Source organism: Micromonospora sonchi, from assembly GCF_014646235.1.
Lineage (GTDB): Bacteria > Actinomycetota > Actinomycetes > Mycobacteriales > Micromonosporaceae > Micromonospora > Micromonospora sonchi.
In genome coordinates, this window is the sequence record NZ_BMNB01000031.1 from 47,449 (window position 1) to 63,245 (window position 15,797).

16 protein-coding genes are annotated in these 15,797 nt (G+C 68.6%); 13 read left to right on the top strand and 3 right to left on the bottom strand.

Features of this window, described 5'->3' with window-relative positions:
• Positions 1-112 precede the first annotated feature (112 nt).
• The 4 genes from IEY61_RS25340 to IEY61_RS25355 all read left to right on the top strand — a co-directional run bounded on the left by IEY61_RS25340 (position 113) and on the right by IEY61_RS25355 (position 3,198).
• Positions 113-859, top strand: coding sequence for a DUF8817 family protein (locus tag IEY61_RS25340; RefSeq protein WP_189048647.1), 747 nt, complete (start codon positions 113-115; stop codon positions 857-859).
• Between the two features lie 66 nt (positions 860-925).
• Positions 926-1,321, top strand: coding sequence for a PadR family transcriptional regulator (locus IEY61_RS25345; protein ID WP_189048649.1), 396 nt, complete (start codon positions 926-928; stop codon positions 1,319-1,321).
• Positions 1,318-2,217, top strand: coding sequence for a permease prefix domain 1-containing protein (locus IEY61_RS25350; protein ID WP_189048652.1), 900 nt, complete (start codon positions 1,318-1,320; stop codon positions 2,215-2,217). The genes IEY61_RS25345 and IEY61_RS25350 overlap by 4 nt, the downstream gene beginning before the upstream one ends.
• A gap of 399 nt (positions 2,218-2,616) precedes the next feature.
• Entirely contained in the window at positions 2,617-3,198 is a 582-nt protein-coding gene (locus tag IEY61_RS25355) for a hypothetical protein (RefSeq protein ID WP_189048654.1), read from the top strand.
• Between the two features lie 66 nt (positions 3,199-3,264).
• On the opposite strand, the gene arfA is transcribed toward IEY61_RS25355, so the two are convergent.
• Positions 3,265-4,770, bottom strand: a complete 1,506-nt coding sequence (gene arfA, locus IEY61_RS25360) for an arabinosylfuranosidase ArfA (protein ID WP_189048656.1) — start codon at positions 4,768-4,770, stop codon at positions 3,265-3,267.
• Positions 4,771-4,852: 82 nt separating this feature from the next.
• Between arfA and IEY61_RS25365 the strand changes: the two genes are divergently transcribed.
• The 4 genes from IEY61_RS25365 (at position 4,853) to IEY61_RS25380 (ending at position 7,568) form a co-directional block, all read left to right on the top strand.
• On the top strand, positions 4,853-5,689 hold the full coding sequence (locus IEY61_RS25365) for an ABC transporter ATP-binding protein (RefSeq protein ID WP_189048658.1): 837 nt from the start codon (positions 4,853-4,855) through the stop codon (positions 5,687-5,689).
• Positions 5,686-6,447: an ABC transporter permease gene (locus tag IEY61_RS25370; RefSeq protein ID WP_189048660.1), complete on the top strand. Its 762-nt coding sequence runs from the start codon at positions 5,686-5,688 to the stop codon at positions 6,445-6,447. Before IEY61_RS25365 ends, IEY61_RS25370 begins: the two co-directional genes overlap by 4 nt.
• Positions 6,448-6,477: 30 nt before the next feature.
• A complete protein-coding gene (locus IEY61_RS25375) occupies positions 6,478-7,248 on the top strand; it encodes a MerR family transcriptional regulator (protein ID WP_189048662.1) in 771 nt (256 codons plus the stop codon).
• 95 nt (positions 7,249-7,343) lie between these two features.
• Positions 7,344-7,568 carry a hypothetical protein gene (locus IEY61_RS25380; RefSeq protein ID WP_189048664.1) on the top strand — a complete coding sequence of 75 codons (225 nt, stop codon included), beginning with the start codon at positions 7,344-7,346 and terminating at the stop codon, positions 7,566-7,568.
• Positions 7,569-8,488: 920 nt separating this feature from the next.
• On the opposite strand, the gene IEY61_RS25385 is transcribed toward IEY61_RS25380, so the two are convergent.
• Positions 8,489-8,857, bottom strand: coding sequence for a YciI family protein (locus tag IEY61_RS25385; protein ID WP_189048666.1), 369 nt, complete (start codon positions 8,855-8,857; stop codon positions 8,489-8,491).
• Between the two features lie 265 nt (positions 8,858-9,122).
• Here IEY61_RS25385 and IEY61_RS25390 point away from each other — a divergent pair, with 265 nt between their 5' ends.
• Positions 9,123-9,668 carry a hypothetical protein gene (locus IEY61_RS25390; RefSeq protein ID WP_189048668.1) on the top strand — a complete coding sequence of 182 codons (546 nt, stop codon included), beginning with the start codon at positions 9,123-9,125 and terminating at the stop codon, positions 9,666-9,668.
• A gap of 88 nt (positions 9,669-9,756) precedes the next feature.
• Here the strand turns inward: IEY61_RS25390 and IEY61_RS25395 are convergent, their stop codons facing one another.
• Positions 9,757-10,572, bottom strand: coding sequence for an SAM-dependent methyltransferase (locus IEY61_RS25395; protein WP_229706435.1), 816 nt, complete (start codon positions 10,570-10,572; stop codon positions 9,757-9,759).
• A gap of 377 nt (positions 10,573-10,949) precedes the next feature.
• On the opposite strand from IEY61_RS25395, the gene IEY61_RS25400 reads away from it, so the two are divergent.
• The 4 genes from IEY61_RS25400 (at position 10,950) to IEY61_RS25415 (ending at position 15,243) form a co-directional block, all read left to right on the top strand.
• The gene (locus IEY61_RS25400; RefSeq protein ID WP_189048671.1) at positions 10,950-11,417 is read left to right on the top strand and encodes a hypothetical protein; all 468 of its coding nucleotides are present in this window, start codon (positions 10,950-10,952) and stop codon (positions 11,415-11,417) included.
• A 192-nt stretch (positions 11,418-11,609) separates the two neighbouring features.
• Positions 11,610-13,286, top strand: coding sequence for an extracellular solute-binding protein (locus IEY61_RS25405; RefSeq protein ID WP_189048673.1), 1,677 nt, complete (start codon positions 11,610-11,612; stop codon positions 13,284-13,286).
• Entirely contained in the window at positions 13,286-14,323 is a 1,038-nt protein-coding gene (locus tag IEY61_RS25410; RefSeq protein ID WP_189048675.1) for an ABC transporter permease, read from the top strand. Before IEY61_RS25405 ends, IEY61_RS25410 begins: the two co-directional genes overlap by 1 nt.
• Positions 14,320-15,243: a carbohydrate ABC transporter permease gene (locus tag IEY61_RS25415; RefSeq protein ID WP_189048677.1), complete on the top strand. Its 924-nt coding sequence runs from the start codon at positions 14,320-14,322 to the stop codon at positions 15,241-15,243. Before IEY61_RS25410 ends, IEY61_RS25415 begins: the two co-directional genes overlap by 4 nt.
• Positions 15,244-15,797: the final 554 nt, after the last annotated feature.

Sequence of the window (15,797 nt, forward strand, 5' to 3'; positions counted from 1 at the left end):
GTCTGCCGGCGCAGATCAGGTCCGCCTCGGCCCACCCCACCCCAGGTGTACCGGTACTACGACGTGGACCGGCCACACTGAGCGGGACGCCAACCGGACCGGGAGCACATCGATGACCACCGAAGAGCGGATCCAGCCGAACGAGTCCGCCGTGCCGTTGCTGCCCTGCGTGGCGGTGGATGAAACGCTCACCTTCTGGCGGGCGCTCGGTTTCGCGGTGACCTGGGAGCAGCGCAAGCCCTACCTCTACCTGGCCTTTCACTACAGTGGCTTCGAGCTGCACTACGGCCGGGCACCCCACGGGATCGACACGCCGACCGAGAGCGGCTGCGGCGCCCTGGTGATGGTCGACGCGGTCGCGCCGTACCATGGCGCGTTCACCACGGCGATGCGCGCCGCGTACGGCAAGGTGCTCGCCCGCGGACTGCCCCGGATCACCCGCTACCGGCCCGGGGCGTCACGCTTCAGCATCGTCGACCCGTCCGGCAACACCATCATCTTCATTCGCCGCGACGAACCGTCCGAGTTGGAGTACGGCGGATCGCCGCGGCTGTCGGGACTGGCCCGGGTCCTGGACAACGCGCGCATCCTGCGCGAGTTCAAGCGCGACGACCTGGCCTCCTTCCGGGCGCTGAACTCGGGCCTGCGCCGGCACGGTGAAGCGGCACCCACCGTCGAGCAGGCACTGGCACTCGCCGCGTTGATCGAGCTGTCGGCCGCGCTGGAGAAGCCGGACCTCGTGCCCGGGTGGGGTGCCCGGCTGCGCGCCCTGCCACTGACCGCCGAGGAACTGGCGCGGGTACGGCTGGCGGTCGCCGATCCCGCCGTACTCGAACCCTGGTTGCCCGAGGCTCGCTGAGGCCGGACGCCGGTGCGGCCACTCGCGGCGACGCGGACAAGTATTTGATCTGATACAGTACTTGTCGTGGTAGATAAGTCCACTCTCTCCGACGACGAGGTGCTCGCCGCCGACCTGCTACGCGGTCACACCGACACGATCGTGCTGGGGATCCTGCGCCGCACCGACAGCTACGGCTTCGAGATCTTCAAGCGGATCCGGGACAGCACCGGCGGCCGGCACGAGATCAAGGAAGCCACCCTCTACGCCAGCTACCGCCGGCTCGCCCGCGACGGGCTCATCGAGTCGTACTGGGGTGACGAGACCCAGGGCGGCCGACGCAAGTACTACCGCATCACCGACGCCGGCCGGGCCGTCTTCCAGCGCAACGTGGCGGCCTGGACGGTGACCCGCGACCTCATCGACACCCTGCTCGACCTGGCCGGCCGGGCCGACAACCCATCTGGAGGGCAGCCCGCATGAACACCCCACACCCCACCGACGCCACCCTGGACATCCACCGCCTCCTCGACGAGGCGTTCGCCGGGGTTGCAATGAGCCCGGAGCGGCAGGACCTCAAGGAGGAGATCCGAGCCAACCTGGTCGCCCGCGTCGGCGAACTGGTCGACACCGGCCACTCCCCCACCACCGCCGCCCGCCAGGCCATCACGGAACTCGGCGACCTGGCACCACTGCTCGACGCCACTCCGGCGTCCGGCCGCGACGAGGCGAGCGCGGAATGGGCGCGGCACCGGGTACGCCCCGCTCCCGGGTTCCTGGTCCGCACGGCGCTGCTGGCCGTACTCGGCGTCGCCGGGCTCGTCCTGCTGGTGCTGGCGGCGACCGACATCGCCGTACCGTCAGGGTGGCTGCCGCTCGCGGTCGCCGTCGTCGCGGTCGCGGCCGGTGCCGGCACCGCGGACGCGCTGCGCCAGGAGACGTCGATCAGCTATCCGGTGCCGACCGCCCGCGCTGCCGGGTACGGTCTCGGCGTCGCGCTCGGCCTGGCCGGACTCGGCGCGGGCTGGCTCCATCTGACCGGTGCCGGCCTGCCGTGGCTGCTCGGCGGAGCGCTCGCGGCGGTCGCGTCGGTGGTGTTCTTCACCTACCTCGGCGGCACCCAGACCAATCGGCACAAGCCGTGGGTGCTGCGGATGGCGGCGAATCACCACCTTTCCGACCGATTCTCCGAGGACCCGGCCACCGCCGCCCGGTTCGGGCTCTACACGGCCGCCATCTGGCTGGTCGCGATCGCCGCCTTCGTGGTGCTCGGTCTCAGCGCCGGTTGGGCCTGGTCCTGGCTGCCCCTGCTCGGCGGCACGGTCGTCATGCTGCTCACGCTCGCCCGCATGCAGTTCGGCCCACGCCCCTCGGCGTGAGTCCGCGTGCGGACCGGCCGACAGCGGCGGGCTGCCCTTCGCTCCTGAAGGCGTGATGTCACACGGACATAAATATTTCACAGTGACATGACGCTCAACCAGAAAAGCACCTGCTCGCTGGGCACGGATCCTCTTCATACCCGACGACGCTGAGGGGCGTCGATGTTGCCGGGGCGGGGCCAAACGTGTTGGAATGACTCACATCGCCGCAGCGCGGGGGCAACCGCGTTGGGAACGGCCAGCACGGGAGCATCGCAGTGCCGGCAGCGCGCCGGTTTGGCAGACGGTCGCGCGCCGCATCACCGGGCCATCTCCATGACGACGGGCACATGTACCCGGGCAGATGTCCCGATGCGGTCTGCCAACGCACCAGAACCGGCGACGAGGTGAGAAGCAAACATGATTTCCCGGGAGAGTTCCGCGGGGTGGTATCGAAACCGCTTCGTGTGGGTGGCGGTGATCCTGCTGACGGTGTCGGTCGGCGCGGTCGCACTGGTCAACTCGGCCGGCTCGAAGGCGGAGCCGGCGGATGTGCACGCGCAGGTCGTGACCCGGATGCGGACCATCCTCGAACAGGCGGACCCGGGGCAACACAACCACGCGCACCATGGCCAGCAGGTGACCGCCGAGGGGGAGGCGAAGCCGCCGGTGATCTGCGGGGTGCACGTCTACGGCTACGAGCCGGCCGACGTGACCACGCTCGCCGACGTGCAGACGGTCTACGCCTTCCACCTCTGCGGGATCGCCGAGCCGCAGCGCCCCTGGGACGTGGCGGTCAAGCTGGCCGGCCCGCTCATCATGGACCTGTCCACCCAACCGCCCGGCATCCAGGTGGTCGAGGCGACCGAGGACGTCATCTTCGTCGACCGGCTGCGGCAGATGTTCCCGGCCAAGTACCTCGAGCCGGCGCTCAAGGAGGCGGTGGGCGCCTCGGAAATGGCCGAGCTACGCCGGCGGTACGACGCCGCAGCCGGGCTCTGACCACGCTGACCGGCCGGGCAGGACACCGCCGCCCCGGCCGGTCAGGACCACCGCCGCCCCGGCCGGTCAGGCGATCGTCAGCGCGGTCCACGACACCGGCGGCAGCTCGACGGTGAGCAGGCCGTCGGAGAGTCGCGCGGTGTCGTTCGTCCGCAACCCCACCCGTTGCGTGTCCCGCAGGTCGTTGGCGGCGCGTACGTCGGTGTCCCAGATTCCCCGGGCCGAGACCGCACCGGTCGGCTGGAACGCGCTCAGGTCGATCGTCACCGTCGTCGCCTCGGTGAGGTGCCGGTTCTGCAGGAACACCGAGAGCGAGGAACCCTCGCTGGTCGCGGCCGCCGCCACCACCGGCACCGAGCCGTGGGTCGCGGTGTCCGTCGCGTCGGCGTCGACCGCGACCCGCAGCGCGTCGCCGCGGGCGGCGTGCGAGGTCACCGAGAACGGGAAGAACGTCGTCTGCCGCCAGGCCGGTCCGCCCGGCTCGGTCATGATCGGCGCGATCACGTTGACCAACTGTGCGAGGTTCGCCGAGGTGACCCGGTCGGCGTGGTTGAGCAGCGAGATCAGCAGACCGCCGAGGACGACCGCATCCGCGACGTTGTACCGATCTTCGAGCAGGCGCGGCGCCACCGGCCACTCGTCGATGGTGAAATGGCGGGCTTGCTCCTGCCACCGGGTGAGATACCAGACGTTCCACTCGTCGAACGAGATGTCGATGCGCTTGGGTGACCGCTTGACCGCGCGTACGTGGTCGGCGGTCGCGATCACCGACTCGATGTAGGCGTCCATGTCCACGCCGGAGGCGAGGAAGCTCGCGAGATCACCGTCGTGCTCCTGGTAGTACGCGTGGCAGGAGATGTAGTCGACATCGTCGTACGCGTGCGTCAGGACGACGCGTTCCCACTCACCGAACGTCGGCATGCCGCGCCCGGACGACCCGCAGGCGACCAGCTCCAGGTCCCGGTCCACCTGCCGCATCGCCTTCGCCGTCATCGCCGCGAGCTTGCCGTAGTCCTCGGCGTCGCGGTGGCCAAGCTGCCAGGGGGCATCCATCTCGTTACCGAGACACCACATGGCGACGCCGAACGGCGCCTCCCGGCCGTCGGCGGCCCGCTGGGCGGCGCGGGCGGTGCCGGCCGGCACGTTGGCGTACTCGAGCAGCTCGACGGCCTCCTTCGGGCCTCGGGTGCCGAGGTTGACGGCGAGCATCAGCTCGCTGCCCACCAGATCGAGCCAGCGCTGGAACTCGTGCAGGCCGACCTGGTTGGTCTCGGTGGAGTGCCAGGCGAGATCGAGCCGGCGGGGGCGCTCGGCCACCGGCCCCACGCCGTCCTCCCAGTTGTAGCCGGACACGAAATTGCCACCCGGGTACCGGACCGTGCTGACGCCGAGCTCCTTGACCAGCTCGATCACGTCGCGGCGGAACCCGTCCGGTCCGGCGCTCGGGTGCCCGGGCTCGTGGATGCCGTCGTAGATGTGGCGACCGAGGTGTTCGACGAAACCGCCGAAGAGCCGGCGACGGACCGGACCGATGGTGAAGGCCGGGTCGATGGTGAGGTGCGCGCGGGCCATGAGGCTCACGATAGCGCCGTCGGCGGCCCGCCTCGCTCGCGGGCTTGACCTTGACGCAGCGTCAACCCCGCATGCTGGCGTCATGTCCATCAACCAGACGACAACCGGGCAGGTCCGCGGGCCGGCGATCCAGGTCCAGGGCCTGGCGAAGTCCTACCAGGAGCTGCGCGTGTTGCGCGGCGTGACCTTCGACGTGGCGCGGGGCAGCGTATTCGCGCTGCTCGGCTCCAACGGGGCGGGCAAGACCACCGTCGTGCGGATCCTGTCCACGCTGCTCAAACCGGACGCGGGGACGGCCAGCGTCATCGGCTTCGACGTCGCCAGGCAGGCGGCGAAGGTGCGGGAGTCGATCAGCCTGACGGGACAGTTCGCGGCCGTCGACGAGATCCTCAGCGGGCGGGAGAACCTGGTGCTGATCGCCCGGTTGCGGCATCTGCGGGACCCGGGCCGGATCGCGGATGACCTGCTGGCCCGCTTCTCGCTGACCGACGCGGCCAACCGCAGGGTGTCGACGTACTCGGGTGGCATGCGCCGCCGTCTCGACATCGCGATGAGCCTCATCGGCAACCCACCGGTGATCTTCCTCGACGAACCGACGACCGGGCTTGACCCACAGGCGCGTCTCGAGGTGTGGCAGGCCGTCCGGGAACTCGCCCGGCAGGGCACGACGGTGCTGCTCACCACGCAGTACCTCGACGAGGCCGAACAACTCGCCGACCGGATCGCGATCCTGCACAGGGGGCGCATCATCGCCGACGGCACCCTTTCCGAGCTCAAGCAGTTGCTTCCGCCGGCCAAGGTCGAGTACGTCGAGAAGCAGCCGACCCTCGAGGAGGTCTTCCTCGCCATCGTCGGTGCCGAGGGCACCGACAGCACGGTAGCCGCCGCCAGCCCCGACGGACCGAAGGAGCTCCAATGACCAGGCACTTCTTCGGCGACACCGCGGTCCTGCTGGGGCGGTCCCTGCGCCACATCAGCCGCAGCCCGGACACCATCATCACGACCGCGATCACGCCGATCGCGATGCTGCTGCTGTTCGTCTACGTGTTCGGCGGCGCGATCCAGACCGGGTCGGACAGATACGTGAACTACCTGCTGCCCGGCATCCTGCTCATCACGGTCGCCTCCGGCATCTCCTACACCGCGTACCGACTCTTCCTGGACATGAGAAGTGGCGTCTTCGAGCGGTTCCAGTCCATGCCGATCGCCCGCTCCTCCGTGCTGTGGGCACACGTGCTGACCTCGCTGGTCGCCAACCTGATCTCGCTCGTGGTGGTGGTGCTGGTCGCCCTCGTCATCGGCTTCCGCTCGGGTGCCGCAGCGCTGGACTGGATCGCGGTCGCCGGCGTCATGATGCTGTTCACCCTCGCGCTGACGTGGCTCGCCGTCATCCCGGGCCTGACCGCGAAATCCGTGGACGGCGCGAGCGCGTTCTCCTATCCGCTCATCTTCCTGCCGTTCATCAGCTCGGCCTTCGTACCCACGCAGAGCATGCCCGGCCCAGTGCGCGCCTTCGCCGAGCACCAGCCGGTGACGTCGATCGTCAACACGATCCGCGGCCTGTTCGCTCAGCAGCAGGTCGGTGGCGACATCTGGATCGCCCTCGCCTGGTGCGTCGGCCTTCTCATCGTCGCCTACGGCATCGCCATGGCCATCTATCGCCGCAAGATCAGCTGATCACGGGTCTCCCTGATGCAGGCTGAAGCCATGCTGACGATCGGACGCCTGGCGTCCTACGCCGGAGTGACCATCCGCGCGGTACGGCACTACCACCAGGTCGGACTGCTTCCGGAGCCGGAGCGCGACGCCTCCGGCTACCGGTCGTACGACGCGAACGCCGTCGTACGACTCATCCGGATCCGGACCCTGGCCGAGGCCGGCGTCCCGCTGGCCCGGGTCCGCGAGCTGCTCGACGCCGACCCCGAGGCGTTCGCCGCCGCGTCCGCCGAGATCGACCGGCAGCTGCGTACGCAGATCCGCGCGCTACAGGAGCATCGGCGGCGGATCGCGCGGTTGGGCTGCGGCGATTCCCTGGCCGTTCCTGAAAAGGTGGTCGACTACCTGGACCGGCTGGCTGCCATCGGTGCGCCGGCGGCCGCCATCGAGGCTGAACGCGACGCGTGGATCCTGATAGCGGCGCGCTGGCCGGAATCGATCCCGATGTTGATGACCGACAAGGTGACCCAGCTGGCCAACCCGAAGGTCGTCCGGCTCTACCGGCTCATCGGTCGGATCGCAGAGGACTGGACGGACGAGAAGCTGCTGCGAGAAACGGCCGACCTGATGAGCGAGCTACTCGAGCAGGCCGCAGTCAGCGGCGAACTGGACCAGCAGACCGAGGTCATGCCCGATGCGGCGTTCATCCGCCTGATGGACTCGTTCGCCGACGCCGCCCACCCCGCCGTCGCGCGGCTGCGGGAACTGGTCGCCGAGCGGGGCTGGACCGGCTGGACCGTGTTCGCGAAGCGCGACCCCTGAGGTGTCACGCCGCGCCCGCCCCACAGCTTCTCAGCCATCACATGCTCGTCCTCTGGGCGTACGTTGGAAAGCAGCGGAAGAGGAGGTCGCTCGCGATGATCCCGGCACTGATCCTGTTCGGCCTCCTGTGCGGCCGCTGGTGGCGGTTGTCGCTCATCGCCGCCGCGCTGGGATGGCCGGTCCTGCTGGTCGCCGGCGACGTGATGAATGTCGGGCCGGAACTGCTCGGCGCGGCTGGGCTCGCCATAGCCAACACCGGCGTGGGCGTGTTGATTCACCAGGGCATCCGGCTGGCGATCCGCAAAATCCGCCATACGTGATCGTCGGGTCAGGCCTTCAGACGCCGTGTTCGGTCTGGCCGCTTCGGTCGCCGCCGTGGCCCTCATCTCCAGCAACCGCGCGACCCGGATCCCCGCGGCGGTAAGCCTGCTCGCCGCTGCGGCACTGTTGGTAGCGGGCGACATCCACGGTGGGGCGGCCGCCGTCGGTGCCGCGACGGGAATCATCCTGCCAACGGCGGACGACGGACGCCACCCACCCGCAAGCTCACGACCGTGAGCCCGACCGGAACGCCACTGCGCACGCCACACCTACTCATAGATCTTGGACAGTTTCCGTTCCGGGGGGCTCGCAGAGAAACGCCGGGTCGCCCGGCCAGAGGCACATCCAGAACAGGCGTCATGTCACCCTGACATATTTAGGGCGACCGGCAATCGGGCGGAGGCGGCGGGATCGGGTCCTGGCGCGTCAGGCGGCCGGACGATGAGACCAGATCCGCGACCGGCGACGTCGCACTGGACACCGCAACTCGCGGCCCTGCCACGCGATGCCGCAACCCGTGGGCCTACGCGCGGGGCCGCGCGCACCTGATCATCGCCGATCGCCGTTCCGCCGTAACGGCGGTGTCCCAACCGATCGGACACCCCCGTACCGACGAAACGGAGTCGATCAACTGGCTGCGGAGTTCCCCGCACACCAGCCAGGTGCCCGAGACGATCGAGCCGCTCGAACCCAAGCGGGTCGGACAGCCTCGGCGGGATGCACCAGTCCCGCCGCGTCGAGGAGCCCGGGCTGAACGGAAACTGTCCAAGCGGGCTTCGCCCCGCGCCCGATCCCCGCGGCACCGTCACGTCGTCCTAGTCCAGGTCGATGCCCCGGCCCGCGTCGTCAACCGCGGCCATGCAAGTCTTGCTCCGACGTGGCGAGTCTTCCTCGATCCGGCATCGTCGGACCGTCATCATCACCTGTCAGCGCGGCGAAGCATCGCGTCTGTTTCGGGATCGGGCATGAGCTCCCGGACCTCCTGGGCGCAGCGGCAAGCGCCGGCAATCTTGGCAGCCCACGTCAGTGCCTCCTCGCGTGAGGCCACGTCGATGACCACGAACCCGCCAATGACCTCCTTGGCCTCCGGGTACGGGCCATCGGTGACCATCCCGTCCGTGGCCACGACGCTCGCCCTCTGGCGTTCGAGCCCAGCGCCGAACACAAACACGCCGGCGTCCACGGCCTCCTGGACCACCGCGTGCGAGGCCTTGCCCACGTCGGGCCAATCCTCGTCGGGGATGTGATCCATCGCGCCGTCATTGAACGAAATCAGGTACCGCGTCATCCCATGACTCCCTCGTCCCGGCGGCCTCGTCCAGCCGCCTCTCGCCTGCTCTACGAACGACTCCACCCGGATCCGACGCTATGCGGGAAGACTCGCACGAGATCTTCCCCGCACAACGCCCGCGGGCGTCAAGTCGCCCGTTCTCGCAGGGAACATGGCCGCCGATGCTGGCGCAGTCGCCGGTCGTCGTCACGGCCGTCTGCCGTTGAGGCTCGGCAGCGAGGGCGGATCTCGGCACAGTGAACACCGTCGCTAACCTGCTGTCATGGATGTCGAGGAGCGTCTGCGGTGGACCCGCCGCTGGCTGTGGATCGTGGTGGTGGGGCTCTTCGTCAGCGGGGTGACCGCGTTCCCGCTCGAGATCGAGATGCGCTGGCTGCTGCGGGCGGTCGACCCACTCGCCGAGCAGCTACCGGCGTTGGTCGGCTGGATCGAACGGGTGCACACCGGGCTGGTCGAAACCGGAGACCGCTACCCGTTCATGCGGTACGGGACCGACTGGCTCGCGTTCGCCCACCTGGTGCTCGCGGTGGCGTTCTGGGGGCCGCTGCGCGACCCGGTGCGCAACGTCTGGGTGGTCCAGCTCGGCATGATCGCCTGCATCGGAATCGTGCCGCTGGCGCTGATCTGTGGGCCGCTCCGGGAGATCCCGTGGTTCTGGACGATCGTGGACCTGTCCTTCGCGGTTGGGGCGTTCCCACCGCTGTGGTTCGCGTACCGGCACATCCGGGCGATCGAGGCGCAGCAGGCCGAGCCTGCGGACCGGGCCCCCTCGTCGAGGCCCGAGACCTCCGGATCGACACGCCCGTAAACGCCGATGGTCGCCGAGCAGCGTGGGCGGCCAGTCCAACCGCCGCGACCTGCGACCCACGGTGCCGGGGCTTCCGCCCGTGGGCGAGTTACGGCTTGCGGCCGACCGCGCAGTACTGGTCGATCTCCTTGGTCGGGGAGTCCGCGCCCTCGGGCCGCCAGCGGGTGACCGAGACGACGCCGGGCTCGACCAGTTCCAGGCCGTCGAAGAGGGCCGCGATCCGCGCCGGGCTACGCAGGTGGTACCTGGGGTTGGCGGAGAGGTTCCAGATCCGCACGGCCTCGGTGACCGCCTCGCTGGTGTCGCTGCCGTCGTACATCGCCAGGTAGCTGCCGGAGGGCAGCCGGGCCATGATGCCGTCGATGATCGACTTCGCTTCGACGTCCGACTCGATGTGACCGAGGATGCCCATCAGGATGAGGGCGACCGGCTGGCTCAGGTCCAACGTCCGCGACGCCTCCCGGAGAATGGTCTCGGTGTCCCGGAGATCCACATCGATGTAGTCGGTGGCGCCCTCGGGCGTACCCACCAGCAACGCCCGGGCGTGCGTCAGCACCAGTGGGTCGTTGTCGACGTACACGATGCGTGCCTGCGGGTTGACCGACTGCGCCACTTCGTGGGTGTTGTCGGCGGTGGGCAGGCCGGTGCCGATGTCGAGGAACTGCCGGATGCCGGCCGCACCGGCCAGGTAGCGCACCGCTCGGGTGAGATAGGCCCGCGACAGGCGAGCGTTCTCGGCGAGGTGCGGCAGGTTGGTGATGATCTCGTCACCGACCTCGCGGTCGGCGGCGAAGTTGTCCTTGCCGCCGAGCAGGTAGTTCCAGATCCGAGCCGTCTGCGGCATCCCGGTGTCCAAGGTAGGCCTGTTCTTCTCAGTGCCCGCCACGGCCTTACCGTCCACCACGATCGCACCTCAGTCCTCTTCAGAGCAGCGCCGAGCTACCGCGGCAAGCCTAGGCCACTCCCGGTGCAAATCCCATCGGGGCCGGCTCAGGTGCCGCGGTCACCGCTCGCCTTCCCTCCCCCGACCACGCACCATCGGACGAGTCCGGCCGACAGTGCGACGGTACGGCCCGTCTCGCGTCACTCGTCCACTCAGCGATTGGTCGATAACGATTTCAGGGGATGGGCCCGGCCTGACGAAACTCGCCGCAAATGGCGGAGACGGTCCGTCCGGCCACCAAACATATCGATACCGACGATTCTTTTCCATCGCCACTTCTCTATATGTTGAACGGCAGCCGGCTCCCCATCCACCACCCACCCCTCGGAGGTGCAGAGGTGAGAAAGCGACTGCTCACGTCCCTCGCCGTCGTCTTCGCCCTGATCGCCACGGCGTTCGCCTCGGCGACGCCGGCCCAGGCCGCGTACGGTGCCGAAATCCCGGTGACCGTGCAGGTCTCCGCCTACAGTCAGAACGTCGGCATGGTGACCGGCTGGGTCCAGTTCGACGACGGCCGCACGAGCTTCCGCTATGAGCTGAGCTTCTGCCGGGAGTCCAGTTTCGCGGCGCCCACCCTGGAAATCCACGTCAACAACGCGCTGTACCGCACGATCTACCACAGTGGCGGCGGCTCGATGACCCCCTGCCGCTTCGCCATGGGCGTCGCACAGACGGAGAACTACGGAAGCCCGGTCTCCAGCGTCCAGTTCATCGTGATCGGGTCGAGCTTCAACCAGAACGTCTATCGCACCCACCGCAGTTCCAACGGCTCGTCGTACGGCAAGGTCATCAACCCGTACTTCTGACCGGTGACATCGGCGCGGATCCGGCCCGTCCGGGTCCGCGCCGAACGCGTGCGGGGCGGCGGGCAGGCTCCCTGCGACGACGGCGCCCGTGGCTCTTGTGGGCACCATGACCGTCTATTAGTTTGTTTGACATCCAGACGAACTTGCGCCCGCGTCGGTTCGCCGACCGAACCCTTCTCGAAGGGGAGACCGATGACATATCAGCACCGCGGCGCGAGGAGCACCCGCCGCAACTTCCTCGGCATGGTGGGCCTCGGCGCGGCGGCCATCGCCGGCGGTCCCCTGCTCACGGGCTGCTCCGAGAAGCCGGCCGGCAGCGGCAGCGCCCAGAACCTGGACGCCTTCGCCGACCTGCTGCCGACGCACAAGGAACTGTCCCAGAGCATCGCGCCCGACATCATCGGCACCCGCCCGGTGCCGGACGGATACACCAGGTACCCGAGCAGCCTCGTCGACCTGATCACCGAAAAGCCGGGCACCAGCGGCAAGGAGATCAGCGCGATGACCCCGCAGTGGGGTCCCGCGCCGCCCGGCATCGCCCAGAGCGCCTACCTGCAAGCGGTCAACGCTGAGCTCGGCACCCCGGTCAACTTCGCCGTACAGGACGGCAACACGTACGCGGACAAGCTCAACGCCATGTTCGGTGGCCGGGACGTCCCCGAACTACTCTGCGTGCCGGGCTGGGAAGTGGAGAAGATCCCGCGCTTCGCCCAGGCGATCGACGTACTCTTCGAGGACCTGACCGAGCACCTCAGGGGCGACGCGGCCAACAACTACCCGATGTTGGCCACCTTCCCGACCGGAGCCTGGCGGCACGCGATCTGGAACGGGCGCCTGGCGGCGGTGCCCAACCCGACCGACGGGCCGTTCCCGTGGGTGATGTTCACCCGCAAGGATCTGCTGGACGCACGCGGCCTGGCCGTTCCGACGTCGCTGGACGAGCTGCTGGCAATCGCCAAGCAGGTCACCGACCCGGCGAAGAAGGTGTGGGCGTTCGACGACGTCTTCGCCATGATCCAGATGTACCACAAGGTGCCCGGCTCCAAGGGTGGCTGGCGACTGCGGTCCGACGGGACCCCGGAGTTCAAGTACGAGACCCCGGAGTTCCGCCAGGCGCTGGAGGTGATGGCCAAGATCTACCAGGACGGCCTGGTCCATCCCGACATCATCGCCAGCAGGGGTGCGGACAGCGCCCAACTGTTCGCCAAGAACGGCGCGATCGTCTTCACCCGGAACGGGACCGGCATGTGGCAGCCCGCCCAGGCCGAACACCAGAAGGTCAACCCGAAGCTGAACATCCAGCCGGTGCCGATCTTCTCCGCCACCGGCGGCAATCCCCTGGTCTGGGGTGACGACGAGCCGATCTCGTTCACCTTCGTCAAGAAGGGCGTCGGCAAGGAGCGCATCGAGGAGCTGTTGCGCGTCATCAACTGGTGCTCCGCGCCGCTGGGCAGCCAGGAGGCGCAGCTACGCGACTACGGGGTCGAGGGTAGACACCACACCCCGGGGCCGAACGGGCCCCGCAAGACCGACCTGGCGTTCAAGGAGATCGCCAACCAGTACTTCTTCATCAGCGGCCGCAACCCGACCGTGGGTCCGTACCCGGACACCCCCAACTACGTCCAGGACCTGCTGGCCTACTCCAACGAAATGGTCAAGTACCTGGAGAAGAACCCCTGGCAAGGGGTGAAGCTGGAGATGCCGGCCGCGTACAAGGCCAACCAGGTGCCGACCGAGGACAAGATCAACGACGTGCTGCGGGGTCGTCGGCCGCTCTCCGATTTCGAGGCCATCGTGCAGGAGTGGAAGACCAGCGGCGGTGAGGAGGCCCGGCGCCTGCTCGCGGAATCGCTGCCCAAGGCTGGATGATGCACACCCGTCACGCGCCCGCCGAGGCCGGGACCGAAGCGTCCCGGTCTCGCGGGGCGAGCCCACCGACGACGGTCGATCCGCCCCGTGCCCGCCGCGCCGGTCGCCGGGTGTCACTGCGGGCCCGGCTGCGCCGCGACTGGCAACTGCTGGCCATGGTCGCCCCGGGCTTCGTCATCCTGCTGGTCTTCAGCTACGTGCCGATCCTCGGCAACGTCATCGCCTTCCAGGACTACAACCCCTATCTCGGGGACAATCCGCTGGAGGCGTTCCTCCAGAGCAACTGGATCGGCTTCGGGCAGTTCCAGCTCCTCTTCGAGGACCCGGCGTTCTGGGACGCGTTCCGCAACACCCTGGCGATCACCGCGTTCCAACTGGTCTTCTTCTTCCCGCTGCCGATCGTGCTGGCCGTCGCGCTGCACAACCTGCTCTCCAGCCGACTGCGCGGCCTCATCCAGACGGTCGTGTACCTGCCACACTTCTTCAGCTGGGTGCTGGTGGTCAGTTTCTTCGTCGCCATGTTCGGTGGTGCCGGCCTGTTGGCGCAGACGATGCGCGAGGCCGGGATGGAGCCGTGGCAGATCATGACGAACCCGGACACCTTCATCATCCTGGTGACCGCCGAGGCGGTGTGGAAGGACGTCGGCTGGGGCACCATCATCTTCCTGGCCGCGCTCTCCACCATCGACCAGAACCTCCGCGAGGCCGCGGCCGCCGACGGTGCCGGACGGTGGCGCCGGCTGTGGCACATCACCCTGCCCGGCCTGCGCCCGGTGATCGTGCTGCTGCTCATCCTGCGCCTGGGCGACGCGCTCTCGGTCGGCTTCGAACAGTTCCTCCTGCAGCGGGAAGCCGTTGGCCGGCAGGCCTCCGAGGTGCTGGACACCTTCGTCTACCACTTTTCCATCGCCACCGGGAACTACGGCTACGGTTCCGCCGCTGGCCTGTTCAAGGCCGTCATCGGGCTCTGCCTGATCCTGGCCGCCAACAAGGTCGCACACATGCTCGGCGAACGAGGGATCTACTCACGGTCATGACCACCACCATCGCCGGGAAGCCGCCCCGGCCGCGCGCCCGCCGACCGGTCTGGGAGGAGAGACCCACCCCTATCGGCCAGGCCGGCAAGGCTCTTCTGCTCGGCCTGCTCGTACTCAGCGTGCTCTTCCCGCTCTGGGTGATCCTGGTGACCAGCCTCTCCTCCCGGGAGACGATCGCCAACGCCGGTGGTCTCGTGGTCATTCCCCGGGGGATCGACACCTCCGCCTACGAGGTCATCTTCGCCGGTGGCGCCGTCACCCGGGCGTTGTGGATCAGCACCCTGGTCACCGTCATCGGTACCGTCATCGCGCTGACCGTGACCGTGCTCGCCGCGTACGGCCTGTCCCGGCCGCGCTCACTCGGATACCGGTGGCTGCTCGCGTACTTCCTGCTGCCGTTCCTGATCTATCCGCCGCTGGTGCCGAAGTACCTCGTGGTCACCGGGCTGGGTCTCAAGGACACCATCTGGGCGCTGATCCTGCCGCCCGCGATCAGCGTGTTCAACCTGGTCGTCGTGCGCGGCTTCTTCCAGGGCATCCCGCAGGAACTGCTGGACAGCGCCCGCATCGACGGCGCCAACGACTTCCGCACCCTGGCCCGCATCGTCCTGCCGCTGTCGCGGGCGGTCATCGCGGTGGTCGGCCTCTTCTACGCGGTCACCTACTGGAACGTCTGGTTCGACGCGGTGCTGTTCATCGACCGCAACGACATGTACCCGATCCAGCGGGTGTTGCAGAGCTACCTGCTGGCCGGGCAGGCGCCGAAGACCTCCGGCGGCGCCAGCGGGATCACCATGCCGCCCACCGAGGCGATCAAAATGGCGGTGGTCGTGCTCACCGTCGCGCCGATCGTCGCCGTCTATCCGTTCATCCAGCGGCACTTCGTCAAGGGCATACTGATCGGCGCCATCAAGGGCTGACGAGCGACCTGGACGTGGCCGGCACGGACGGTGCGGTCGGTACGCGCGCTCGGCCGCGCTGGCGATCCGGACCTCGGCTGTGTTGGTGGCCGCTTTGAGCGACCGGCAGTAGGTGGTGGCGACGAGGGTGGGTTCGATCCGCCGAGTGGGTCGGGTCGCTGCTGTCGGGTTTGGTGAGGCTGTGCCCTGTCGGTGGTCGGGGGCGTGGGTTGCGGTATGTCGGGGTGTTCGGGCCGGTCGGGTGGGCGCGAGTTGCGGCGTGTCGGGGTGTCCGGTCCGGTGAGTGGCACGAGTTGCGGAATGTCGGGGTGCCCGGGCTCGCTGAGGCCGCGAGTTGCGGCATCTCGTGCGCCGATCCATGAGTCGCGGCATCTCGTGCGCCGATCACCGAGGTGCGGCATCTCGTGCGTCGTGCTGTCCGAGGACGACACGTGCAAGGTGTACGCCGTCGCTCGGCGCCCAGCTTCACAGTGGGGCGACGATCATGATCGCCATCCGTTGGCGAAACGGGGAAGGTGGGGTGCCGACGGTTGTCGGCACCCCACCTTCGGTCG

Bases quoted from the DNA above. Each gene is read 5' to 3' on its own strand.
- IEY61_RS25340 (WP_189048647.1), top strand. From the start codon at position 113: ATGACCACCGAAGAGCGGATCCAGCCGAACGAGTCCGCCGTGCCGTTG.
- IEY61_RS25350 (WP_189048652.1), top strand. From the start codon at position 1,318: ATGAACACCCCACACCCCACCGACGCCACCCTGGACATCCACCGCCTC.
- IEY61_RS25355 (WP_189048654.1), top strand. From the start codon at position 2,617: ATGATTTCCCGGGAGAGTTCCGCGGGGTGGTATCGAAACCGCTTCGTG.
- arfA (WP_189048656.1), bottom strand. From the start codon at position 4,770: ATGGCCCGCGCGCACCTCACCATCGACCCGGCCTTCACCATCGGTCCG.
- IEY61_RS25365 (WP_189048658.1), top strand. From the start codon at position 4,853: ATGTCCATCAACCAGACGACAACCGGGCAGGTCCGCGGGCCGGCGATC.
- IEY61_RS25370 (WP_189048660.1), top strand. From the start codon at position 5,686: ATGACCAGGCACTTCTTCGGCGACACCGCGGTCCTGCTGGGGCGGTCC.
- IEY61_RS25375 (WP_189048662.1), top strand. From the start codon at position 6,478: ATGCTGACGATCGGACGCCTGGCGTCCTACGCCGGAGTGACCATCCGC.
- IEY61_RS25380 (WP_189048664.1), top strand. From the start codon at position 7,344: ATGATCCCGGCACTGATCCTGTTCGGCCTCCTGTGCGGCCGCTGGTGG.
- IEY61_RS25385 (WP_189048666.1), bottom strand. From the start codon at position 8,857: ATGACGCGGTACCTGATTTCGTTCAATGACGGCGCGATGGATCACATC.
- IEY61_RS25390 (WP_189048668.1), top strand. From the start codon at position 9,123: ATGGATGTCGAGGAGCGTCTGCGGTGGACCCGCCGCTGGCTGTGGATC.
- IEY61_RS25405 (WP_189048673.1), top strand. From the start codon at position 11,610: ATGACATATCAGCACCGCGGCGCGAGGAGCACCCGCCGCAACTTCCTC.
- IEY61_RS25410 (WP_189048675.1), top strand. From the start codon at position 13,286: ATGCACACCCGTCACGCGCCCGCCGAGGCCGGGACCGAAGCGTCCCGG.
- IEY61_RS25415 (WP_189048677.1), top strand. From the start codon at position 14,320: ATGACCACCACCATCGCCGGGAAGCCGCCCCGGCCGCGCGCCCGCCGA.